At 63.2% G+C, this 23,600-nt stretch carries 21 protein-coding genes; 11 read left to right on the top strand and 10 right to left on the bottom strand.

Translation table 11 applies throughout. From position 1 onward, the window contains the following. Positions 1 to 104: 104 nt before the first annotated feature. A complete protein-coding gene (locus tag CCR96_RS14565) occupies positions 105 to 788 on the bottom strand; it encodes a sulfite exporter TauE/SafE family protein (protein WP_338035886.1) in 684 nt (227 codons plus the stop codon). A 164-nt stretch (positions 789 to 952) separates the two neighbouring features. Here CCR96_RS14565 and pyrE point away from each other — a divergent pair, with 164 nt between their 5' ends. Beyond that, positions 953 to 1,600: an orotate phosphoribosyltransferase gene (gene pyrE / locus CCR96_RS14570; protein ID WP_201220835.1), complete on the top strand. Its 648-nt coding sequence runs from the start codon at positions 953 to 955 to the stop codon at positions 1,598 to 1,600. Positions 1,601 to 1,848: 248 nt separating this feature from the next. On the opposite strand, the gene argB is transcribed toward pyrE, so the two are convergent. From argB to coaBC, 3 genes are all read right to left on the bottom strand, one after another. After that, positions 1,849 to 2,745, bottom strand: coding sequence for an acetylglutamate kinase (gene argB / locus CCR96_RS14575; protein WP_201220836.1), 897 nt, complete (start codon positions 2,743 to 2,745; stop codon positions 1,849 to 1,851). 204 nt (positions 2,746 to 2,949) lie between these two features. After that, positions 2,950 to 3,408 (bottom strand): dUTP diphosphatase, encoded by a 459-nt coding sequence (dut, locus tag CCR96_RS14580; RefSeq protein WP_201220837.1) that lies wholly within the window; start codon positions 3,406 to 3,408, stop codon positions 2,950 to 2,952. Continuing rightward, positions 3,386 to 4,804, bottom strand: a complete 1,419-nt coding sequence (coaBC, locus tag CCR96_RS14585) for a bifunctional phosphopantothenoylcysteine decarboxylase/phosphopantothenate--cysteine ligase CoaBC (protein WP_338035887.1) — start codon at positions 4,802 to 4,804, stop codon at positions 3,386 to 3,388. The genes dut and coaBC overlap by 23 nt, the downstream gene beginning before the upstream one ends. A 170-nt stretch (positions 4,805 to 4,974) precedes the next feature. Between coaBC and CCR96_RS14590 the strand changes: the two genes are divergently transcribed. The 4 genes from CCR96_RS14590 (at position 4,975) to rpmG (ending at position 6,759) form a co-directional block, all read left to right on the top strand. Then, complete coding sequence (locus CCR96_RS14590; RefSeq protein ID WP_201220838.1) at positions 4,975 to 5,271, top strand: type II toxin-antitoxin system TacA family antitoxin; 297 nt, start codon at positions 4,975 to 4,977, stop codon at positions 5,269 to 5,271. A 74-nt stretch (positions 5,272 to 5,345) separates the two neighbouring features. Then, on the top strand, positions 5,346 to 6,023 hold the full coding sequence (gene radC / locus CCR96_RS14595; RefSeq protein ID WP_201220839.1) for a RadC family protein: 678 nt from the start codon (positions 5,346 to 5,348) through the stop codon (positions 6,021 to 6,023). Between the two features lie 266 nt (positions 6,024 to 6,289). Beyond that, positions 6,290 to 6,526 (top strand): 50S ribosomal protein L28, encoded by a 237-nt coding sequence (gene rpmB / locus CCR96_RS14600; protein ID WP_201220840.1) that lies wholly within the window; start codon positions 6,290 to 6,292, stop codon positions 6,524 to 6,526. Positions 6,527 to 6,591: 65 nt separating this feature from the next. Next, positions 6,592 to 6,759, top strand: a complete 168-nt coding sequence (gene rpmG, locus CCR96_RS14605; protein ID WP_093034499.1) for a 50S ribosomal protein L33 — start codon at positions 6,592 to 6,594, stop codon at positions 6,757 to 6,759. A gap of 86 nt (positions 6,760 to 6,845) precedes the next feature. Here the strand turns inward: rpmG and CCR96_RS14610 are convergent, their stop codons facing one another. The 4 genes from CCR96_RS14610 to CCR96_RS14625 all read right to left on the bottom strand — a co-directional run bounded on the left by CCR96_RS14610 (position 6,846) and on the right by CCR96_RS14625 (position 13,018). Next, complete coding sequence (locus tag CCR96_RS14610) at positions 6,846 to 7,340, bottom strand: hypothetical protein (RefSeq protein ID WP_201220841.1); 495 nt, start codon at positions 7,338 to 7,340, stop codon at positions 6,846 to 6,848. A gap of 9 nt (positions 7,341 to 7,349) precedes the next feature. Next, entirely contained in the window at positions 7,350 to 10,484 is a 3,135-nt protein-coding gene (locus CCR96_RS14615) for an efflux RND transporter permease subunit (protein WP_201220842.1), read from the bottom strand. Beyond that, the gene (locus CCR96_RS14620; protein WP_242519099.1) at positions 10,481 to 11,578 is read right to left on the bottom strand and encodes an efflux RND transporter periplasmic adaptor subunit; all 1,098 of its coding nucleotides are present in this window, start codon (positions 11,576 to 11,578) and stop codon (positions 10,481 to 10,483) included. Before CCR96_RS14620 ends, CCR96_RS14615 begins: the two co-directional genes overlap by 4 nt. Positions 11,579 to 11,830: 252 nt before the next feature. Next, positions 11,831 to 13,018 carry a pyridoxal phosphate-dependent aminotransferase gene (locus CCR96_RS14625; protein WP_201220844.1) on the bottom strand — a complete coding sequence of 396 codons (1,188 nt, stop codon included), beginning with the start codon at positions 13,016 to 13,018 and terminating at the stop codon, positions 11,831 to 11,833. A 423-nt stretch (positions 13,019 to 13,441) separates the two neighbouring features. Between CCR96_RS14625 and uvrB the strand changes: the two genes are divergently transcribed. Together uvrB and CCR96_RS14635 are read left to right on the top strand one after the other, a co-directional pair. Then, positions 13,442 to 15,460: an excinuclease ABC subunit UvrB gene (uvrB, locus tag CCR96_RS14630; protein ID WP_274601122.1), complete on the top strand. Its 2,019-nt coding sequence runs from the start codon at positions 13,442 to 13,444 to the stop codon at positions 15,458 to 15,460. Positions 15,461 to 15,616: 156 nt separating this feature from the next. Continuing rightward, the gene (locus tag CCR96_RS14635) at positions 15,617 to 16,339 is read left to right on the top strand and encodes a PD-(D/E)XK nuclease family protein (RefSeq protein ID WP_201220845.1); all 723 of its coding nucleotides are present in this window, start codon (positions 15,617 to 15,619) and stop codon (positions 16,337 to 16,339) included. Between the two features lie 132 nt (positions 16,340 to 16,471). Here CCR96_RS14635 and CCR96_RS14640 read toward each other — a convergent pair whose 3' ends face one another. After that, complete coding sequence (locus CCR96_RS14640; RefSeq protein ID WP_201220846.1) at positions 16,472 to 17,653, bottom strand: toxic anion resistance protein; 1,182 nt, start codon at positions 17,651 to 17,653, stop codon at positions 16,472 to 16,474. A 327-nt stretch (positions 17,654 to 17,980) separates the two neighbouring features. Between CCR96_RS14640 and CCR96_RS14645 the strand changes: the two genes are divergently transcribed. Then, a complete protein-coding gene (locus CCR96_RS14645; RefSeq protein WP_201220847.1) occupies positions 17,981 to 18,325 on the top strand; it encodes a hypothetical protein in 345 nt (114 codons plus the stop codon). A gap of 145 nt (positions 18,326 to 18,470) precedes the next feature. Here the strand turns inward: CCR96_RS14645 and CCR96_RS14650 are convergent, their stop codons facing one another. Continuing rightward, positions 18,471 to 19,436, bottom strand: coding sequence for a 5-bromo-4-chloroindolyl phosphate hydrolysis family protein (locus tag CCR96_RS14650; protein ID WP_242519100.1), 966 nt, complete (start codon positions 19,434 to 19,436; stop codon positions 18,471 to 18,473). A 519-nt stretch (positions 19,437 to 19,955) separates the two neighbouring features. On the opposite strand from CCR96_RS14650, the gene CCR96_RS14655 reads away from it, so the two are divergent. The 3 genes from CCR96_RS14655 (at position 19,956) to CCR96_RS14665 (ending at position 23,600) form a co-directional block, all read left to right on the top strand. Continuing rightward, positions 19,956 to 20,273, top strand: coding sequence for an ATPase (locus CCR96_RS14655; protein ID WP_201220848.1), 318 nt, complete (start codon positions 19,956 to 19,958; stop codon positions 20,271 to 20,273). Between the two features lie 24 nt (positions 20,274 to 20,297). Next, the gene (locus CCR96_RS14660) at positions 20,298 to 21,347 is read left to right on the top strand and encodes a V0D/AC39 family V-type ATPase subunit (RefSeq protein ID WP_201220849.1); all 1,050 of its coding nucleotides are present in this window, start codon (positions 20,298 to 20,300) and stop codon (positions 21,345 to 21,347) included. A 375-nt stretch (positions 21,348 to 21,722) separates the two neighbouring features. Then, the gene (locus tag CCR96_RS14665; RefSeq protein ID WP_201220987.1) at positions 21,723 to 23,600 is read left to right on the top strand and encodes a V-type ATP synthase subunit I; all 1,878 of its coding nucleotides are present in this window, start codon (positions 21,723 to 21,725) and stop codon (positions 23,598 to 23,600) included.

The raw sequence follows: 23,600 nt of genomic DNA on the forward strand, positions 1-23,600 counted from the left end.
CACAGCGCAGGATTACTCCGCCGAGACCGGGTCGCAGGAGGGCTTGCATGAGCAGGACATCGGTTTCTGACCGGCCTGTGTACCAAGGCAAGGCGCACGCTGCCTTAAAGCACTACCACCTGCCAGAGCGCATACAGACCAAACCCAATCACCATCACGCCCGCGAGCTGACGAAGCCAGCGTTGCTCACTGAGACGCGCGGCGGCGCCGGCTAAGAGACCCAGCCCGAGCAGGTTGGGCAAGGTGCCGAGACCGAACACCAGCATCAGCAAAGCCCCCTGCAACGGTCCTCCCGAGCCTGCGGACCAGATGAGCACGCTATAGACCAGTCCGCAGGGCAGCCAGCCCCAGACTAGACCGACCGCCAGCGCTTGCGACCAATGGCGCACAGGCAGGAAACGGCGCCCGATCGGCTCGATGAGACGCCAGAGCCCCGCCCCGAGCTGCTCGATGCGGGTCAGCCCCTGCCACCAGCCGCCCAGATAGAGCCCAAGCGCGAGCATGAAGACCGCCGCAATGAGATACAGCGCCCGCTGCGCCAGATGCAGCGGCAGAAACTCGAGCGCGACCGCGCCCAGCGCGCCCATCAGTGCGCCCGCCAGCGTATAACTGAGGATGCGTCCGCTGTTGTAAGCGAGCTGAAACGGCAGCTGCCGCGCCAATTGCTGTCGCTGCTCACGCGGCAGTCCGGCGGTGAGGGTCGCGACGATACCGCCGCACATGCCAACGCAGTGCACCCCGCCGAGCAACCCCACCACCCAGGCCGTCAGTAATGAGCCGGTCATCATGCGCAGCGACCCCGCAGAGGCGATGCCGCTGGCCCGCTGTGCAAGCTAGGCCCGCTGTGCCAATTAGGCCAGCCGCTCAACAGGTATCGCCCGCACGGACGCGGCGCCGGACTCGGGCTATCATGCCGGCCCGGTAACGATGATGAGAGAGGCCAGACGGCGTCATGCATTCCTATCAACGAGACTTCCTCCGCTTCGCAATCGAGGCCGGCGTCTTACGCTTCGGCAGCTTCACCCTCAAGTCCGGTCGCGTCAGCCCGTATTTCTTCAATGCGGGCGGCTTCAATACGGGCGCGAGCCTGGGCAAGCTCGGCCATTTCTACGCCCAGGCCATCATCGCCACCGGTCTGCAGACCGATGTGCTCTTCGGCCCAGCCTACAAAGGCATCCCGCTCGCCGCGGCCACAGCCATTGCGCTGGCCCATGAGCATGGTCGGGAAACGCCCTTTGCCTTCAACCGCAAGGAGGCCAAGGACCATGGCGAGGGCGGCATCATCGTCGGCAGCCCCCTTCAGGGCGATGTGCTCTTGATCGACGACGTGATCACCGCCGGCACCTCGGTACGCGAATCCGCTGCCCTGATCGAGCAGGCCGGGGCCCGACTCGCTGGCGTGATTATCGCACTGGATCGCCAAGAGCGTGGCGAAGGCCGCACCTCAGCCATCCAAGAGGCGCGCGCGCGCTACGGCATCCCGGTGCAGAGTATCGTCAACCTGGATAGCCTGATCCAGTACGTCGATGAGAGCGGGATTTCGCAAGCAACGCTCGCCGCCTTGGCTGACTATCGAGCTGAGTATGGAAGTGAAGTTTGAGGGTGCCAAAACCTCGACTGGGTCGCAGTTCAATCGTCGGCTAGCAGCTAATCTTTGACTGTGACTCCGGCGAGGCGGGAACGCGTCGCTCCGCGGCCTTCAGCCACCGCGGGGCGACGCACTGACCCTAGCCCATCAAGCACGCGTCCGGTATCAGTTTCTGTAGACTCAGCACCAGCGCCTGAGAGTTCAGGCGACAGCCGCTTTAAATCAGGCTGCGGGCTACAGGCGCATCGCTCGCGCCTCATTCAACGCCCGCGAATCAACGTCCCCACGCCTTCATCGGTGAACAGATCCAGTAGCACGGCGTGCTCGACGCGACCGTCGAGGATGTGGGCGGCACGCACGCCACTCTGAACGGCCTCGAGGGCGCAGCGGATCTTTGGCAGCATGCCACCATGGATCACGCCCTCGGCGATGAGCTGATTCACCCGTGCGACCTCGAGCTGACGGATCAGCGCGCCCTGCTCGTCGAGTAGTCCAGCCGTGTTGGTCAGCAAGACCAGCTTCTCGGCCTGCAGCACCTCGGCCATCTTGCCAGCGACCAGATCGGCATTGATGTTGTAGGAGAAGCCATCCTTGCCGACACCAATCGGGGCGACCACGGGGATGAAGTCACCCTGCACTAGCATGTTGATCACGGCGGGATCGATGCTATCGACCTCGCCGACATGACCGAGATCGAGGATCTCGGGGGCTTCGAGCTCTGGCGCATCACGGCGCAGAACAAGTTTGCGGGCATGGATCAGATCACCATCCTTGCCGGTCAGCCCAACCGCTGAGCCGCCATGGCGGTTGAGCAGGTTGACGATCTCTTTATTGACCAGCCCGCCGAGCACCATCTCGACCACGTCCATGGTCTCGCTGTCGGTGACCCGCATGCCCTGGACGAATTCGGTGGCCTTGCCCAGCCGCTTCAGCAGATCGCCGATCTGCGGCCCACCGCCGTGCACCACCACCGGATTGATCCCGACCAGCTTCATCAACACAATGTCGCGGGCGAAGCCGTCCTTCAGCGCCTGCTCGACCATGGCATTACCACCGTACTTGATAACCATGGTCTTGCCCGAGAAGCGACGGATATAGGGCAACGCCTCGGTGAGGACGTGGGCAATATTTTGGGCGCTGTCTGCAGCAATCGACATCGAAACTCCTCGCATCAACAGATCGACATTGTAATCTGAATCTCACAGGATTCATTTGCCTGGGTGGCGCGGCCCCCATGCCCGTTACCCTGAAAAGATCGCTTCATCGTCCGGTGTAGCGACGCGCTATGGACCTGTGGCTGGCCGATTGAGACAAGTTCGCGGAGGGTCTTAGCGTCCCGAAAGCTGATTGCGACTGGCTGATCAATGCCGACCACTATGGCCGAAACCGCCCTCGCCGCGCGCGCTCTGATCAAACGCATCCACCAGCTCGAGTTCGGCATGCACCACCGGCACCAAGACCAGCTGCGCAATGCGTTCGCCAATCTCGATGCGGAAGGACTCGGCGCTCCGGTTCCAGCACGAGACCATCAGTTGGCCTTGGTAGTCTGAGTCGATCAGCCCGACCAGATTACCGAGCACGATGCCATGCCGATGACCGAGGCCAGAGCGCGGCAGGATCATCGCCGCAAGACCAGGATCAGCGATGTGGATCGCCAGCCCGGTTGGAATCAGCTCAACGGCGCCAGCGGCCAGCTCGAGCGGCGCTGCTAGCAGCGCCCGTAGATCCAGCCCCGCCGAGCCAACAGTCGCATAGGCCGGCAGCGGGAATTCGCCACCCAGCCGTGCATCCAAGACCTTAACCTGCAGACTGTGCGGCATAGCGTTCGGCGATCAGATCAGCAAGCGCCGTGGCCAGCGCGGGTTTAGACATCATGGGCAGCTCACGCCGGCCACCGTCAGGCCAGAGGCAGATGAGCGCATTCTTATCGGACTCGAATCCACCCAACCTGTCGCCGACGCGATTGGCGGCGATCATCGACAACTGCTTGGCCTCAAGCTTACCCCTTGCATGGCCTTCGAGATCATCGGTCTCGGCGGCAAAACCGACTGTGAACGGCTGCTTCGGCAAGGCCGCCACCTCGGCCAGGATATCGGGGTTACGCACCAAGTTCAGCGTCATTGCGGCGTCGGTCTTCTTGATCTTGCCCTCGACCGGCGCTTCAGGACGATAATCCGCGACGGCGGCGGTAGCGATAAAGAGATCACAGGTATGCACCTGCGCCATCACCGCAGCCCGCATCTGCAGCGCCGATTCAACATCCACTCGCATCATCCCGACCGGCGCCGGAACGCTGGTCGGCCCAGCAATCAGCATCACCTGCGCACCACAGGCGCGCAGCGCTTCTGCGAGCGCATAGCCCATCTTGCCCGAGCTGCGATTGCCGATAAAGCGCACCGGATCAATCGCCTCACGCGTTGAGCCCACCGTCATCAGCACCCGTCGCCCGGCAAGCGGATGACCGTTAGTGAAGGTTGTCGCCTGCAGCATCCGCTCAGCGTCTGCTGCACCAGCGCGGCTCGAAACGGCATCCTGCCGCTGCTGCTCCACTTTGGCTGACTGCGTTGTCGCTTGGGAGCCAGCTCTTGTGGCTTGGGCTCCAGCTCGGGCCTCAGACTCGGCGCGACCCTGGCCTGCATCATGAGGTGCCTGATGAGCGCCTAAAATCACCTCTGCGATCGCCACCGGCTCCTCCATCCGCCCAGCACCCTGCTCGCCACAGGCCTGGTCGCCAACCGCGGGGCCGATCATCCGCACCCCGCGCGCGGCCAAGCGCTCCACATTCTCCTGGGTTGCCGGATGCGCCCACATCTGCTGGTTCATCGCCGGCGCAATCGCCACCGGCGCCTCAGTCGCCAACACCAGCGTGGTCAGCAGATCATCGCCCAGCCCGCAGGCTAGGCGCGCGATCAGATCAGCGGTCGCTGGCGCGATCAGCACCTGATCGGCCCAGCGCGCTAAGGCGATATGATCCATCCCGGCCTCGGCCTCCGGGCTCAGCAGATCCGCGCGTACCGGGTGGCCGCTGAGCGCTTGCAGGGTCAAGGGCGTGATAAAGGCCTGTGCCGCCTGCGTCATGACCACCCGTACCTCAGCACCGCGCTCGATCAGACGCCGCACCAGCTCAGCGCTTTTGTAAGCCGCGATCCCGCCGCTGATGCCAAGCAGTACATGCACTAACTGCGCTTGCAATTCCTGGTCACGGGGCTTGATCACTGTCGGCAACCTCTACTGAGTAACCTCGTCAATGCTAGCGCTGCATCATACCCGATCAAGGTACAGTCAACCGGTTAGTCTCGGTTCAGCAGCTGTGCTGAGATCGATTGTATCGCGCGTTTATCTGCCGTAGATTGTTAGCACAGATTAGCCGTCAACTGGGACAACAGATGTCGGAAACACTCAACAGCGTCAATCAGCACCAGGTAAAGCGACTGGAAGCAAGGATCACTACGGAGCAAAAGCAGCTTTTGAGCAGGGCCGCCGCATTAGAAGGCCAATCTTTAGCGGATTTCGTCGTCAGTAGAGCCCAAAAAGCGGCCAAAGAGACCTTGCTAGAGCATGAACGCCTCCGCCTGAGCAGGCGTGATCAGGAGGCCTTTGTCGAAGCCCTGCTCGACGACGAGCCTCCCGGCGAGCGGCTCCATGCTGCTGCACAGCGATACCTGCAGCGTCGGCAGTCTTGATGCAGGAAGCCAACACCGAGCCTCCTCTAAGGCCACTGTTTCGGGCGTTAGCCAAAGGACCGAACGGAGACCCCATGACCAAGATCACCGACATGCCCGAGGACGAGCGCCCGCGCGAGAAACTGCTCAAGCGCGGCGCCCAATCGCTCACCGACGCTGAGCTGCTGGCGATCTTTCTGCGCACCGGCATCACCGGCAAGAGCGCCATCGATCTGGCCCGTGATCTGATCCAAACCTTTGGTGGTCTGGCTGGCCTGCTCGCCGCAAACCAGCGCGATTTCTGCAAGGCCAAAGGCCTCGGCGACGCCAAGTACGTCCAGCTGCAGGCGGTGATGGAGATCAACCGCCGCTATCTGCGCGAGGAGCTGACCGGTCGTGATGTACTGACCAGCCCGGATGCCACGCGTGATTATCTCAAGCTGCGCCTGCGCGGCCTCTCACATGAGGTCTTTGCCTGCTTGTTTCTCGACAACCGGCATCGCGTCATCGAGTATCAGGAGCTGTTCCGCGGCACCATCGATGGCGCCAGCGTGCACCCGCGCGAAGTCGTCAAAGAGGCTATTCGTTGGAACGCCGCAGCGGTGATCTTCGCCCACAATCACCCCAGCGGTGTCGCCGAGCCCAGCCAGGCCGACCTGCACATCACCAAACGCCTGAAAGACGCGCTCGAACTCATCGATGTGCGTGTGCTCGATCACATCATCGTCGGTGAGCAAGACGGCACCTCGTTCGCCGAGCGCGGGCTGATTTAGTACCACGGAGGCCTGATCTAGCACCACGGGTGGTCTGATCTAGCCCATGGGTGGAATCGCTGCGCTTGTGCCGACCTCGCAAGCAGATAGAAGTTGACGCTAGCCGCGTTTTCCATTAACTTTTATCGGCTTAGTATTTCGTATTCGTCGTGATCTGCCAGCGTCCTGCGTCGGCGGCGCACGTCGCGGCAGCGGTCGGCTCGAGGCTCCAGGACTCGCCCGCCCCATCGCCGCAGAGACCACTCGCATCGGAGCCCTGCACCACCATGTCCAAGATCTGTCAGGTCACCGGCAAACGGCCGCTGACCGGTAACAACGTTTCTCACGCCCACAACAAGACCAGGCGCCGGTTCCTGCCGAACCTGCACTACCATCGCTTCTGGGTCGAGAGCGAGAATCGCTGGGTTCGCCTGCGCGTCTCCACCAAGGGCATGCGCGTCATCGACAAGCTCGGCATCGACTCCGTGCTCACTGACATGCGCAAGCGTGGCGAGCGCGTCTGAGCCGTCGCCGAATCAACACCTACTCAGAATTCCAACAGCCACAAGAATTCTAGGAGCGAGCAACCATGGCCAAGGCCGCACGCGATAAGATTCGCCTGAACTCCAGCGCTGGAACCGGGCATTTCTATACCACGACCAAGAACAAGCGCAATCAGCCGGGCAAGATGGAGATCAAGAAGTTTGATCCCGTGGTGCGCCAGCATGTGATGTACAAGGAAGGCAAGATTAAGTAGCGGTTGACTTTCCGCTCCTTCCCGATGAGCGCTAACCTGACGCTCAAATCGGGAAGACGATGATATTCAGCAGACACCCTTCGTGGCTAGCGAATCGGCGGCCTTGGACCGCGTCGCATCCAAGGCCGGCAGCGATCGGGCAACGGAATCGCCTTCGCCCGCTCGGTCTCAAAGGCGGCATGCTGGCCGCCAGAGGCTGCTGGGCAGTCGCGAGCAAAGCCGGCCTCGACGAGTAAGCGCCCAACCCGGGTTCCATCGGGCAACTCACAGTAACCGCTGACGACAGCGCTCTCAGCGCGACGGCAGCCGCTACAGCGCACCGACTGGCCCTGCAGCCGAGCTTGCAGAAAGCGACGCGCCTCGCGTGCAGTTTCAGGCTCGCTGGCCAGCACCACCTCGTCAAGCCGCACCCGCTCTTCCCCGATCTGCAACAGCTGTGCACTGGGCACCGCTGTCACCTTGCCCTCAACAGCGGTCTGGCACAGCCACTGTCGCAGTAGCCCGATCAGCGGCAACGCCAGCACCATCATCAGGATGAGCCAACGCGGGCGCCGCCAGCGCCAACCGGTAAACCCACGCATCGGCTTGCCTTAATCGGCGCTCGGCACCGCGACTGCGCCGGACTGCGCGCGTTCTTCCTCGGCCGCCAGCTGTTTGCCAACGGCGCTGGGTGATTTCGTGCTCCGCGCCAGCACCGAATAGGCCACCGGCACCACAAACAGCGTGAACAGGGTCGCCGCGAGCACCCCGGAGAGGATCACGGTACCGATCACGGTGCGCGTCTCGGCACCCGCGCCACTGCTGAGCAAGAGCGGGATCGAGCCGGCGGCGGTGGTGATCCCGGTCATGATGATCGGCCGCAGCCGCACATCGGCCGCCTCCAACAAGGCCGCATCGAACGCCTTGCCCTCATCGCGCAACTGATTGGCGAACTCGACGATCAGGATGCCGTTCTTCGCCGCCAGCCCGACCAGCATGATCAGCCCGATCTGGCTATAGATGTTCAGCGACTGTCCGGTCAGCCAGAGTCCCAGCAAGGCACCGGCCATCGCCAACGGCACCGTCAGCATGATCACCAGCGGATGCACCCAGCTCTCGAACTGCGCCGCCAGCACCAGATAGACCACCGCGATACCGAGCAGGAAGACGAACAGGATGCCCTGGCTCGAATCCTGGAAATCCGCCGACTGGCCCTTGTAGTCGATGATCGCCTGCTCCGGCAGATGCTCGGCCGCGAGGGCATTCAGATAGGCCAAGGCCTCGCCCAGCGGCAGCTCATCGGCGAGATTGGCCTCCAGCGTGATCGCGCGCACCCGATTGAACCGGTTCAGGCTCTTCGACTCCGCGGTCTCATTCACCCGCACCAGATTCGACAGCGGGATCAGCTCGCCGGTCTGCTGCGAGCGCACGTAGAGATTGCTCAGACTGGCCGGTGTGCGCTGCGCGTCGCGCTCGCCCTCGACGATGACATCGTATTCCTCGCCAGAATCTAGATAGGTCGTCACCCGGCGCGAGCCGAGCATGGTCTCCAGCGTGCGACCGATCGTCTCGACGGTGACACCAAGATCGGCGGCGCGGTCGTAGTCGATCTCGACGCGCAACTGCGGCTTGGTCTCCTTGTAGTCCCAATCCAGGCCCTGTAGACCGGGATTGTCCTTCTCGATCTCGGCGACCAGGGTATCGCGCCAGGCCGCCAGCTCCTCGTAGGTGCCGCCACCGATGACGAACTGCACCGGCTTTTGGATGCGCGCGCCGAAGCCTTGGCGCATCACCGGGAAGGCCCGCACCCCAGGCAGATCCCCAAGCTTGGCGCGGATCTCGTTCATCACCACCTGGCTCGGTCGTCGCTCGCCGAACGGCGCCATCACCATGATCACGATGCCGCTGTTGAAGACCTCGGTATTGCCGAAGGCGCGTGGCGCGCGCACCAAGACCCGGATCGCCTCGCCGGACTCGGCATAGGGCAGCAGGCGGCGCTCGATCTCGTCCATGTACTCTTCCATGTAGCTGAAGGAGGCACCTTCCGGACCGTTGACCAGCACGAAGAAGGCGCCGCGGTCCTCGCTGGGCGCGTACTCTTTTGGTAGCTGCTGAAACAGCCACCAGGCCAGCCCGAGGGTGACGATCAGCAGCAGTACGATCAGCCAACGCTGGCGCAAGAAGAAGGCCAATACCCGGGTGTAGCCAGCGCGCAGGCGTTCAAAGGCCCAGTCGACACCGGCGGTCAGGCTGAGACGCTGATGGGATTCCGGCAGCACCTTCGACGCCAGCATCGGCGACAGGGTCAGCGCGACGAAGGTCGAGAAGCTCACCGCCGCCGCCATGGTCAGCGCGAACTCCGAGAACAGCCGTCCGATATCGCCCTGCAGGAAGGCGATCGGCAGGAACACGGCGATCAAGACGATGGTGGTCGCGACGACCGCGAAGCCGACCTGGCGCGTGCCGCGATAGGCCGCAACCAGGCGCGTCTCGCCATACTGCTCCATGCGCCGATGGATGTTCTCGAGTACCACGATGGCATCGTCGACCACCAGGCCGATCGCCAAGACCAGCGCCAGCAACGTCAGGATATTGACCGTGAAGCCGAGCGCGAGCAGCACGCTGAAGGTGGCGATCAGCGACACCGGCACGGTCACCGCCGGCACCAACATTGCCCGCACCGAGCCGAGGAACAGGAAGATCACCAGCACCACCAGCACAATGGCGATCGCCAGCGTCTTGTAGACCTCACCGATCGCATCCTTGACGAACACCGAGGTGTCATAGCTCTGGAAGATCTGCATGCCCTGAGGCAGCGTCGGATTGATCCGCGCCATCTCGGCCTTGGCCGCGTCGGCCACTGCGATGGTGTTCGCGGTCGACTGCTTGATGATGCCAAGCCCGACCATCGGCGTGCCATTGCCGCGGAACAGGGTGCGATCCTCCTCGGTTCCACGCTCGACGCGCGCGACATCGCCCAAGCGCACCAGATAACCGTCATCGCCACGCGCGATCACCAGCTGCGCAAAGTCGGCCGCGGTGCGGAAGCTGCGCTCGGTGCGCACACTGAACTGACGATCGATGGATTCGACCCCGCCGGCCGGCAGTTCGATGTTCTCGGCGCGCAAGGCCTGTTCGACATCGGCCACCGTCAAGCCACGGGCGGCCAAGGCATTACGATCGATCCAGACCCGCATCGCGTAGGTCTGGCTACCGCCAACCCGCACCCGCGCCACGCCATCCAGCACCGAGAAGCGATCGACCAGATAGCGCCGCGCATAATCGGTCAGCTCAGGCACGGTCATGTTCTCACTGGCCAGATTCAGCCACATGATCACATCGTCGCTGCTATCGACCTTCTGGATATCCGGTGGCTCGGCCTCGATCGGCAGCTGATCGAGCACGCCCGAGACGCGGTCGCGCACATCGTTGGCGGCGCCGTCGATATCACGGCCGATCTTGAACTCGATGGTGATCTTCGACTCGCCGTCCTCGGAGGTCGACTCGATGCGGTCGATGCCCTCAACGCCGGCGATTCGATCCTCGATCAGCTGCGTGATGCGGGTTTCGACTACCGACGCCGCGGCGCCCGGATAGACGGTCTCGACCGAGACCACGGGAGGATCGATATCCGGATATTCGCGCAGCGGCAGGCGATCGAAAGCGACCAGCCCGAAGGCCACCAGCAGCAGCGACAGGACACTGGCGAAGACCGGCCGAGTGACGGCAAGATCGGAGAGGATCAAGGGATGCGCTCCATGGTGTCGACGCTGTTACTAGCCGGCTGCGCCAGCAATTCCGCAAGCGGCCGGCTGCCGTCATCGATCGCCAAGACCTGCACCGGCTGACCCGGACGCGCCTTGTCGGCCCCATGAGTGATCACACGCTCGCCCACCTTCAGGCCGGCAACGATCTCGACCTCCCCCGGGCGCCGCAGACCGACCTCAACCGGTCGGCGCTCAGCCGTCATCGCGCCATCGGCACCCTCCTCGACCACCAAGACGGCATGCTCGGAACCGCGCTGCAGGATCGCCGCCTCCGGCACCATCACCGCCTCACGCGGATCGCGCAGCAGCTCGACCTGCATCAACAGCCCAGGCCGCAATGCCCGCTCAGGATTGTCGATTCGGGCGCGGACCTGAACCGTGCGGGTGACGGGGTCGATCCGGCTGGCAACACTCGACACCTCGCCCTTAAAGCTGCGATTGCCGAGCGCGGGCGAGCGCGCTTCGATCGCCAGCCCGGGCTTCAGTGACGGCAAGAATAGGCTCGGCACCGGGAAATCCAGTTTCATCGAGCGATCGTCATCGAGTGTCGTGATCAGATCGCCAGGCTCAACCAGGGCGCCGAGGCTGATGTTGCGCAGCCCGACCACGCCCGCGAAGGGCGCCTTGATCAATCGATCAGCCAGCTGTGACTCGATCGCCGCCAAGGTCGCGCGCGCCGCGCGCAGATCACGCCGCCGCTCATCCAACAGCGAGGCCGAGGCGGAGCCGGTGGCCTCGAGTGATTTCACGCGCTGATATTGTTGCTCGGCCTCCGCGAGCCGCGCCTGGGCCTCTTCCAGACGCGCATGCTGCTCGCGGCTGGTCATCTCGACCAGCACGTCACCGGCCGCGACCTGCTGACCATCCTCGAAGTGAATGTTGGAGATGGTCTCGGTCACCGTCGCGGTGATGGTGACGGACTCATTCGCGCGCAGCGTACCTAGGGCCTCGACCCGATCGGCGACCTCCGCGACCCGCGCCTCGCTCAGGATCACCCCTGGCGATGGCGGCTGAGCCCAGCTACCGCCAGTGACCAGAAGCAGACCCAACAATCCTAGTGTTGCCCTCGACATCGTCATCAACTCATGGTTTCCGGTTCAGGTGGACATGGGGATGCTCAGCGCAAAACTCATCACGAACCGACCTGCCTTCGCCGGTTCTAATCGTGTCTGGCTTCGCTAACAGGCAACAATCCTCGATAGAAGTTCGCAACAGCCAGCCGAGTGAGGTCGACACCGCCACCACACCCAACAGGTCATGCCGGTCGCAATCGATGGCAACGAGGAGGCAATGCGCGTCAAGCGCGGGTCGGTTCGGACGACAGGTCAGCCAGCCACCGCGGCGATCCGCTCCAGCGCATTCTCGAGATTCTGCTGGCTGGTCGCGATCGAGATGCGAACGTATCCGGACGAGCCAAACGCGGAGCCAGGGACCAAGGCAACGCCGGCATGCTCGATCAGGTACTCAGCGAGTTCGAGGTCGTCGCGCACGCCGTCGATCGCGTCGATGAGGCCTTGAACCTTGGGAAAGACGTAGAAGGTGCCATCAGTGGGCAGACAGTCGATGCCGGGGATGGCGTTGAGACGCTCGACGACGAGGTCGTGGCGCGTCTTGAACGCGGTCAGCATCTCGCCGATGCAGTCCTGTGGTCCCTCGAGTGCAGCCTGGGCGGCGACCTGGGAGATCGAGGTCGGATTCGAGGTGCTCTGCGATTGAATCTTCTTCATCGCCTTGATCACCGACTCCGGTCCACCGGCGTAACCGATGCGCCAGCCGGTCATCGAGTAGGCCTTGGAGACGCCATTCAGCACCAGGGTGCGCGGAAGCAGGTCTGGGCAGACGTTGACAATGTTGACGAAGGGCTGTCGCTCTGGCCAGACGATATGCTCGTACATGTCGTCGGTGGCGATCAGCGTGCGCGGGAACTCGCGCAGGACCTCGCCCAGTGCGGCCAGCTCAGCTTGGGTGTAGGCCATGCCGGTCGGGTTGGATGGGCTGTTGATGACGACCAAGCGGGTCTTGTCGGTCATGGCGCCGCGCAGCTGATTGGGCGTCATCTTGAATTGCTGCTCGGCGCCCGCGTGGACCAAGACGGGCGCGGCACTCGCGAGCAGCACCATGTCCGGGTACGACACCCAATAAGGTGCTGGGATGACGACCTCATCGCCTGGGTCGAGCACGGCTTGCGCCAGGTTGAAGAAGCTCTGCTTGCCACCGCAGGAGACCAGGATCTGCTCCGGGGCATAGTCGATGCCGTTGTCGCGCTGGAACTTGGCGATGATGGCGCGCTTGAGTTCAGGGGTGCCGTCGACGGCGGTATATTTGGTGAAGCCGGCATTGATCGCCTCGATCGCCGCTTGCTTGATGTGATCCGGGGTGTCGAAATCCGGCTCGCCGGCACCGAGACCGATGACGTCCTTACCGGCCGCGCGCAGCTCCTTGGCGCGCGCGGTGATCGCGAGGGTGGCCGACGGCTTGACGGATTGGACACGATTGGAGAGCTTGATGGTCATCGGTGGTGGGTTCCGGATAGCGCGATTGGGATTAGGCGACGTCCGGCTGGCAAGCGAGCCGGATGTTGCAAGGGTCGCGTTTTCAGCGACGCGGATTGGCATTCAGCCACAGGCACCCGATCATAGCGAATCAGAAACGGCCGCGCGATGCATGCAGCAAGCCTCCGGTCACAACGCACACTGTGTCACGCGCAGGTCGGCCGTTGGCGCATCCCTGGCTCTCACATACGGCAACGCCGAACGGTCATGGCTCGGCCACCCTCAGACGATGAATCGCGCGGGATTCAGGTTAACTGACACTGATCGCCATTCGCCCCGACGGCCGACGATGACAAGCGCGTGGACGCCAGGCTTTATAGTCTGTTTCGTCCGGCGATCAAGTTGAACGGCCCCAGTAAGTGCGACGTCCGGAAACACGCCTCTATGTCTCGACCCTTGTCTCGATCCTTTGAGCTTGTCTCGCAGTTTCAGCCCGCCGGCGATCAGCCGGAGGCCATCCGCCGGCTGGTCGAGGGGCTGAACGACGGCGAGGCCGGGATGACCCTGCTCGGGGTCACCGGCTCCGGTAAGACCTTCAGCATCGCCAACGTCATCGATCGGGTGCAGCGCCCGACCCTGATCCTGGCTCCGAACAAGACCCTGGCCGCCCAGCTCTACGGCGAGATGCGCGAGTTCTTCCCGCACAACGCGGTCGAGTACTTCGTCTCCTACTATGACTACTACCAGCCCGAGGCCTATGTGCCGGCCTCCGACACCTACATCGAGAAGGATGCCTCGATCAACGAGCACATCGAGCAGATGCGCCTGTCGGCCACCAAGGCCCTGTTGGAGCGCCCGGATGTCATCCTGGTCGCAACCGTCTCCAGCATCTATGGTCTTGGCGACCCCGAGGCCTATCTGAAGATGGTGCTGCACCTGTCGCGCGGCGATCTGATCGACCAGCGCGCGATCCTGCGCCGGCTCTCGGCGCTGCAGTACCGGCGCAACGAGATCGAACTCTCGCGCGGCTCCTATCGGGTGCGCGGCGATGTGATCGACATCTACCCGGCCGAGTCGGACGACGAGGCGGTGCGCATCGAGCTGTTCGACGACGAGATCGAGGCGCTCTCGTTGTTCGATCCGCTCACCGGCGAGTCCAAGCGCAAGGTGCCGCGCTACACGGTGTTCCCGAAGACCCATTATGCGACCCCGCGCGAGGTCATCCTCAACGCCGTCGAGCAGATCAAGGTCGAGCTGAAAGACCGGCTCAATTGGCTGCGCGACAACGACAAGCTGGTCGAGGCACAGCGCCTGGAGCAGCGCACCATCTTTGACCTGGAGATGATGGTCGAGGTCGGCTATTGCTCGGGCATCGAGAACTACAGCCGTTACCTCTCCGGTCGCGGTCCCGGCGAGCCGCCGCCGACCCTGTTCGATTATCTGCCCAAGGATGCACTGATCGTCATCGACGAGAGCCATGTCACGGTGCCACAGCTCGGCGGTATGTTCCGCGGCGACCGCTCGCGCAAGGAGAACCTGGTCGATTACGGCTTCCGGCTGCCCTCGGCACTGGATAACCGGCCGCTGCGCTTCGAGGAATTCGAGGCACGGCGTCCCCAGGCCATCTTTGTCTCGGCAACCCCGCGCCAGTACGAACTCGACCACTCCGGCGCGGTGATCGAGCAGGTGGTGCGCCCCACCGGCCTGGTCGACCCCGAGGTCGAGGTGCGCCCGGCGCGCACCCAGGTCGATGATCTACTCTCCGAGATTCGGCTGCGCGTCGCCCATCATGAGCGTGTGCTGGCGACCACGCTGACCAAACGCATGGCCGAGGATCTGACCGACTATCTCGGCGAGCATGGGGTCCGAGTGCGCTATCTGCACTCCGATATCGATACCGTCGAGCGGGTCGAGATCATTCGGGATTTGCGGCTCGGCGAATTCGATGTGCTGGTCGGCATCAACCTGCTGCGCGAAGGCCTAGACATGCCCGAGGTCTCGCTGGTCGCGATCCTCGACGCCGACAAGGAAGGCTTCCTGCGCTCGGAAGGCTCGCTGATCCAGACCATCGGCCGCGCCGCGCGCAACGCCAATGGCAAGGCGATCCTCTATGCCGATGAGATCACCGGCTCGATGCGCCGTGCGATCGACGAGACCGAGCGCCGCCGCGCCAAGCAGATCGACCACAATGCGCGGCACGGGATCACCCCGAGGACGATCCAGAAGGCGGTCGCGGACATCATGGAGGCGCACGTGCCCGGCGCGCCGATGAAGCCACGCGACTTCGCCAAGGTGGCCGACGAGATGGCCGAGTACGCCCATCTGACACCGGCGCAGATGGCGAAGAAGGTCAAGAGTCTAGAGAAGGCGATGTATCAGGCCGCCAAGGAACTGGAGTTTGAACGGGCGGCGGCGCTTCGTGATCAGATCAAGCAGTTGCGGGGGCGAGGGCTTGCCGCCTGACCCACGACGAAGAGCGAAGCGGCGGCCAGCCAGTCCCAGCGCGCGATGGCAGCCGTTATCCGGGTTCCACGCGGTGGACGCCGCTGGATAAGGATAGAGCCGCTGGATAAGCATAGAATAGCGGTCGCGCTTGGAACACCATTGGAGAACGCCAAGATGATCGACGCCGAGCTGAAAGAGACCATCAAGCGGGAGCTGCCGACCTATCTGCGCGAGGACCCGAACTTCCGCACCTTCGTAGTGGATCTGACCCGCGACCTCTACGCGGATCGCGCCCAGACCACGGACTGGTTCCAGCAGGCAATCACGGAGATGCGCGAAGAGCGCGCCCGTTCCGACCGACGCTGGGAAGAATACCTACGCGACCGCGAGGACCAGAAGCGCAAGTGGGAGGAGCAGAACCGCAAGTGGGATGAAAACCAGGCCGAGCTGCGGCGGATGAATGATGCACTCCTCGCGATGGCTAAGAAACATGACCGCAGCATTGGCGCATTGGGCGCACGCTGGGGCCTCAGCTCCGAGAAGTCCTTCCGTGATGCGCTGGCATCGATCCTCGAAGAGAACTTCGGCGTCGAGGTGATCAACTACAACGGCTATGATGACAGCGGAGAAGTCTTCGGAAAGCCTGAGCAGATCGAACTCGACGTCATCATTAAGAACGGACTGCTGATCCTTTGCGAACTCAAATCCTCCATCGACAAGGGCGGCATGTACCTATTCGAGCGCAAGGCGCGCTTCTACGAGCGAGAGCACGACCGCCAGGCCAGTCGACTGATCGTGATCTCACCGATGATCGAGCCCAAGGCCCTCAAGGTCGCCGAGCGTCTTGGCATCGACTGCTTCGGCGACTCCATCGAGATCGAGCGGCTTGAGCCCTGATGGGCGACGCGGTGAGGTTAACCTGGTGCGGTTAACCGGAATCTCGCGTGTGCATCTTGCCGGAGTTGGCGCGACCTCATGCGCGTTCGGCCGATGCGGCCTCCCATGCGGCGCCGGATCGAGGATTTCAGCTCAGCTGGCCCTCGCCGGCGGCGCGCTGGCCGCGGCCAAGGTCTTGCGTAAATCCGCCTCCATCTGCTCCAACTCGAGGCTCGCCGCGGCACGGGCGCGCTTGCCTTCGTCGGCGATCTGAAGGCTCTCTTCGATGGTCTCGATCAGGCTGCGGTTGGCCTCCTTGACCGTCTCGATGTCGAACACGCCGCGCTCGATCTGACGCCGCGCCTCGGCATTGGCGGTCTTCAGGTTCGCCGCGTTGGCCTTGAGCAGGTCATTGGTCAGATCGGTGGCCGCCTTGACCGTCTCGGCGGCGCGCCCGGAGCGGTAGATGGTCACCGCCTGCGCCAGTTGCTGGCGCCACAGCGGCACGGTGTTGACCAGGGTCGAGTTGATCTTGCCGATCAGCCCCTTGTCGTTCTCCTGCACCAGGCGGATGCTCGGTAGCGCCTGCATCGCCACCTGCCGGGTCAGGCGTAGATCGTGCACGCGGCGCTCCAGATCATCGCGGGCGCCGCGCAGATCGCGCAGGTTCTGTGCCTCGACCATATCCTCGGCCTGTTCGACCTTGGCCGCGAGCGCCGGGATGGTCTGCTGGTCCAGCTCGGCGAGCTTGGCCTCGCCGGCGGCAATGTAGTGTTCCAGCTCGCGAAAATAATCGAGATTGGCCTCGTAGAGTCGGTCGAGCGCGGTCACATCGGTGAGTAGCCGGGTCTTGTGCCGCTCCAGATCGATGCTGATGCGGTCGATATGATCGCGCACCGCCTCGTACTCCTGCAGGAAGCGCAGGATCGGCTTGCCGGCACCAAACAGCCGCTTGAAGAAACCGGGCTTGGCGTTCGGGTCCAAGCCTTCGACATCGAACCCGCGCAGCGTGCCGACCATCTCGCTCAGGGTCTGGCCAGCGGCGCCCGTGTCCTTATTGCGCACCCCTTCCAGCATCTGATCGGAGACCGCGGTGAGTTGCTGCTGCGCCTTGGCGCCGAAGTGCATGATCGCGCTGCTGTCGGTCAGATCCAGTTCGGCTAGCAGGGCCTTGATCTCGGCGCGCTCGGCGGGTGGCGCATCGGCCAGGGCAACAATCCCTTGGCCGGTCTCGGCGCCCTGATGCGTGCGGGATGGGGCACTCAGTTCAGGTGCCAACTGGGCGCTGGCTTCAAACAGACCCTGGGCCTGTCGCGGCTGCTCGTTCTCGCTCATGGTGGGTGATCGTCGCTCGGTTGAATGGCCTTGATAGAGATGAAGTCTGGATTTTCGCCGAAAACCTCACTTGGAGGGGATAGTAAACCCGGACAACGAAAGCAATAGCAAACACGGGCGACAACGCAAAAGCCGCATCACTTGACGCTCGCTCGGGCAAACCTGAGACTTGCAACAGCCAGCCGGATGACTTGACGCTTGCACAGCCGCCCCTGAGACGCGCAGAGGTTTGATCATCCGGTTCGGTATCCAGTTACCCGGTGAACGACGGCCACGCTCGCCTCCACCCTACCCTTCATCATCCTGACCTGACGCTAGGAGTCTGCTATGCCGCGCGCCCTCACCCCGATCATCCGTCCCGTCGGTCTGCTGGTCTTGGGCGCCATCCTCGGTGGGTGCGGCGGTACGCTTGTCGCCCCCGAAGGTCCAGCCTCGAACGCCTTCCTCGACAAGGTCGATGAGCGATGCGGCAAGCTCAGCGTCGGCGGGCAGCCGATCAGCTACTTGTTAGACGTCGATAGCAATGATACGACCTTCCTCGACGAGACCGCCAAGCTCGGCGCCGGGATGATCGATGGCCAGACCTACGTCAACGACCTCAACAGCTTCTATCCGACGGGCAACAACCAGGCCGCTATGCGCTGCATCCTCGGCCTGGTCGATGAGGGTTAACGCCCCTCCCCATTCGGCAACACATGTAAACACGCTCTCATTAGCCGAGCGGATACTACCAAGCGGGCCTCTAACGAGGCCTGTTTGCGGTGATCCATCGCTGCCACCGGACCTGCCGCCAGATCTTCCACAGCATACGAAGCCGCTAGCGAATCCCCTCTTGATCCAACTGTTTCTTCAGCACCTCAATCTGCACATCGAGGTCGAGCACATCGGCCTCGCGTAAGCGCTCGCGCTGGCGTTGGAACTGCTCTTCGATGGTGATCAGCACGGTGCGGAAGCTCTGCTCGAGCTCGGCTGAATCGGCATGCCGATGCGTGCGCGCATAGCCGTCGGAGACCTGCTCGGCGCCTTCCAGGAAGACGGTCAAAAAGCGCCGAGCGCGGCGCAGGTCGGAGGGACGCTCGGCAATCTGCGCCAGGATGCCACGCCCCAGCTCGGCGATACGCGCCAGCCGCTGGCTCAGCTCGCGATTGCCAATCGCGTCAGCGGCGCGCTCGATGGTGATGAGCCGATCTTCGGCCTCGGCAAGCGCCTCGATCACCGCCCGCGATTCCTTGTCCTGCGCCGTCAGTGGCGTCCCGACTCGCAGTGGCTCCAAGCCGTAGAGCAGGTGATAAGCCAATACGGCGACGGCCGCGAAACCGAGGCCGACCCCGAGCAGATGGCCAACGCCATAGACGGCGGCAACGCAGGTACCAGCCGCTAGCGAGACCGCAGCGAGATTAGGCAACGGAAATTGCCAGCGCCGCCCAGGCTGGCTGAAACGCCGTTGCTCTGGCTGCGCAGCGGGCAGCAACGATGCCCGCCGCGTCAGCACCGCGGCCAAGGCGACCAAGCCCCAGGCTGAGGCATCGCTGATGAAGCCATCGAGCCGCCCCGCGACGAGCGCACTCAAGGCGGCCAGGATCAGCGGCGCCGAGAACAGCCAGAGCAGCCAAGCGCGCACCGGGCGTGGTCGCATCGCCGCGCCAACAGCCGGTGAAGACGCAGCAGGCGTTGCGGTCGTTGGCGCCAAGGCCTGACGCCTCGCCAGCAGCCACTGCGCCGCAGGGCCGGTCACGCCAAGCCGATCGAGCAGCGTTTGCAGGTCTTGGGGCGATTGGCGCATGGTGGCTAAAGAAAAAACAGCGACTGGCAGGAGACCAGGCCCAAGCTCCAGAAGAGCAGAAAGGCCCCCAGAAGACGGGCGCCGAGGCCGGGTCGCGACGGCGGTTGCGACACGGGTTGCGTCGGTGGCTTGGTGACAGAGGAGACGTTTGGCATCGAAGCGATTATTTGGCTCTCGTTGGCCTTGAGGGGCGATCGAATCGGTCAGCGCTTGGCAGCTTGCCGCCGAGCATGTGACTATTATGGCCATTCCCTGAGCGCCAGACCAAACAGGCCAGAACAGCTCGCGTTCGCGCGATGGCCAGATCTGGCAGTCAGCGCAGATGACAGGATAACGGGGAGCCAAAGGCTATAGCGGCCTGACGACCCTTATCAACCTACAGCAAGACAGCCAACGAAACGACTCGCGGAACAACCAACCTTGCGAAGCATGGACACTAACGCCGCAGAATAGGTTACCCTGCACCCCGCCAAAGCGGTTGAACCCCGCGCTAACCCCAGACGAGATCGACAGGCACCGATGGACGATACGCTGAAACGCCTCCTTGATGCCGAGATGAAGGCCGAAAGCCTTGCTCAACAGGCCGAGCAAGAGCAAGAGCGCATCATCCAAGCGGCCTTGCGTGATGCGCGCGCGGAAGATGAGCGTTTCACCGCGCGCATCCCGGATTTGCACCGGGGCTTCATCAGCAAGGCTGAGGAGCGCGCGGAGCAGACCGTCGCCGAGCTCAAACGTCGCTACGAAGAGCGCCATGTCCGTCTTCGTGAATCCGCTGAAGCGCGCGAACAGGAGGCCCTCGACGCCGCCTTCGCCCTGCTGCTCGACACACAGCGCTAAGCCTTTCGGATCGCCATCAGCGGTATGCACGAGCCTTATCTCAATACCCGTGTCTCGGCCATGGCCGAGCATCTGGTCGATCCTGATGAGGTGATGACCCTGTGCGGTCTTTCGCTGCAAGAACTCGCTCAGCGGTTCGGCCTCGAGGGCTTGTTGGAGGAGTCGCTCGATCGCCGTGCGAAGAGCCGCAGCGTCAAACAGGCACTGATCAACACGTTGCTCGACGAACTGCGCATCCTGATCCGTCCGATGGCAGCAGCAGAGGCCGGGTTAATCCTCGCCTGGGGCCGTAAATACGCCCTCTTCAACCTCAAGACCCTACTGCGCGGCAAGCTGTACGAATTAAACCAAGCCGAGATCCGCGCCAACCTCTTCGAACTGCCGGCGCATGTGCGCCTGCCCCAACAAGATCTCTTCCAGGCCGAAGGTGTGCTCGAGCTGTTGCGTAAGCTGGAGCAAGGTCCCTATAGCCTGATCGCGAAACAGGGCCGTGAGGTCTTCGAGCAGAAACGCGATCCCTTCGCCCTCGAAGCCGCCATCGATCAACGCTACTACAGCGAGATGGCGCGTCGGCTGCAGCAGGTGCATGACAGCAACCAGCCTGAGCTGAAACAACTGCTCGGCGCGGTGCTCGATCGCGTCGCGCTGATGTGGTTGTTACGGTTTCGCTTCTCGTATGCGCTCTCGCCGAGTGAGACCTTCTATCAGTTGGTGCCCTCGGTGCGCCTGCTGCATCGCGACCGACTGCTGACGCTGGTCAATCTCGACAGCCTCGAGGAGATCATCGCTGCATTACCGGACCCACTCAACAGCGCGCTTGCCGGTAGCCAAAGCCTGATCGAGGTGCAGCAACGCCTCGGCGGTTATGTCACCCAGGAGGCACGTCTCCTGCTCGCCCGTGGCCACTCCGGCGTCGCTCGCAGCCTCGCCTATTTGATCCTGCGCGAGCATGGTGTGCTCATGCTGTTTGCCTTGGTGCAAGGGCAACTGCTCGGCCTACCACGCGACCTGGTCGAGATCGCCGTCGAGGCGCATCCACCAGATTGTGCGCTGCCTTTGCCGTCCGCTGCCTGACCACACAGGCTCCGCCTCGCACCGCCGATGACCATCGAGCCCATGCCAGTCAATAAACAACAGCTCCTGTCAGCCATCCAGCAACAACTGCTGTCGCTATGGGCCCTGCTGCGTGGTTTCTGGGCGAAGCTGTTGGCCGAGGCCAAGCCGCAGTTTCGCGCCATTGCTGCCAAGGCAGAACCGCAGATCCGGGCCATCGGCGCCAAGGTCGAGCCGCAGATTCGAGCCATCGTCGACAAAGTCCAGCCTCAAACCCGGGCCATCACCGCCAAGGCTGGTCCCGCCTTGCGCCAAGTCGGCCCCCTGCTCGACCAGCTCTGGAAGGCGCTGCGGTCACCGGACAGCTGGCGTGAGATCAGGCTGCGCCCATTGCTGATGAAGCATGTCCGTCTGTTGGTGATCACCGACGACCTACCACAGGCCTCGCTGACCCTGGCCGAGACCGAGAGCTTCCACCCGGACACCCGGCCACCCGAAGAACAGCTGCTGAGCGGCATCCCCGGGCGCGACTACCGCGAGATCTATCAGCAGGCCCATGGCCGGCTTGAGAAGATCGCCAAGGTGGTTGCCGTTGACGCAGCGCCGGAGTTTGATGAGGTGCGGGTGATCGAGCCTGACGAGCTGCGCGCCATCAACGAGCAGCTGACCGAGCGCTGGGCCGAGGCCTCGCGCTTTGAAGAGGGATTTCGGCGCATCGACGAGCAGGATCGCTTCCTGCGCGAGCAGCAGGCCTCATTAGAAAACTTCAGCAACCTGGAGATCGACCTCGGTGCGCTGCGCAATAAGACCCGCTTCTTGGATTTCTACGTCGGCGTGGTACCACGTGAGAACCTGAGCCGATTGCAGGGGGCGGTAACCCTGGCCAACCACCTGTTGTTTACCTATCTCGAGCGTGAGCAGAGCACCCACGTGGTCATCGTCGGACCGCGCGGTGAGCAAGAGAGCCAGCTCGCCTCGGTGCTCAGCTCGGCGAGCTTTCAACCCTTGCCGATCCCCGCTGGGCTCGAAGATGCCAGTCCTGAGCAAAAGCAGGATGAACTCAACGCCAAGCGTCAGCAGCTGCAAGCCGAGCGCAACACCCTGAGTGCCGAGGTGAACGCTTGGGAGCAGCAGCATCGCGAAGCGCTCCGCTCAGCGCGGCAGGCCCTGCAGATGGCGGCCCCCTTTGTTACCCTCGACCCGTCGATCCGCAGTGCCGGTCATCTCGCCGTGGTCAGTGGATGGGTGCCAGCACGCGAACTCAGCACGCTGGAGGCGCGCCTGCGCGCCAGCCTGTCGCTACCATTCGAGCTCGAAAGCCGCCATCCAACCCCCGCAGAGCGCCCGTTGGTACCAACAGTCGCGACCAACAATCGCTATCTCGCGCCCTTCTCGATGCTGGTCAAGCAGTATGGCATCCCGCAATACGGCGAGGTCGATCCAACGCCACTGTTCGCGGTGACCTTCCTGCTGATGTTCGGCTCGATGTTCGGCGATATCGGCCAAGGTGCAGTCATTGCCGGCGTTGCCTGGGCGTTCCGCGCCAAGCTCGGGCGCTTCTATCGCTTCGGCATCATGGCTGGCCTCTCATCGATGTTCTTTGGTGTGCTCTTCGGCAGCATCTTCGGTTACGAAGAGGTCTTGCCCGCGCTCTGGATGAGTCCGATCCACCATCCGATCCTGATGCTGCAGATCGCACTCGGCTATGGCGTCTTGTTCATCGCCATCGCCTGCGGACTTGCCATCTACAACCGGATTGCGGTCAAGGATCTCGCGGCCGCGGTGTTCGGCCACCATGGTCTGGCCAATCTGATCTTCTATCTGGCTTTGGTCTGGGGCGCTGTCGGCATCGCCACCAACAGCCGCTTCGGCACCTTACCCTTGTTGCTGGTGATCGGCACGCTGATCGCGCTCGCCGGCTACGCCTGGTCGCACATGCAGGCACCGCTCGGCGAGAAGATCCTGGTGGTGTTCATCGAGACCCTGGAGACGATCATCGGCTACATCTCGAATACCCTGTCGTTCTTGCGTGTCGCCGCCTTCAGCCTGAATCATGCCGCACTCTCACTCGCCGTCCTGACCCTGGCTGGCATGATGGGACCCGCGGGCCATCTGATCACGGTGATCCTCGGTAACGTCTTCGTGTTGGTGCTCGAGGGCGGCATCGTCATGATCCAGGTGATGCGCCTGCAATATTACGAAGGCTTCTCCCGCTATTTCGCTGGCGATGGACACGAATTCTCGCCGTTGAAACTGCGTCGCGGCCCGGTCTGA

The organism is Halochromatium roseum (assembly GCF_016653315.1).
Lineage (GTDB): Bacteria > Pseudomonadota > Gammaproteobacteria > Chromatiales > Chromatiaceae > Lamprobacter > Lamprobacter roseus.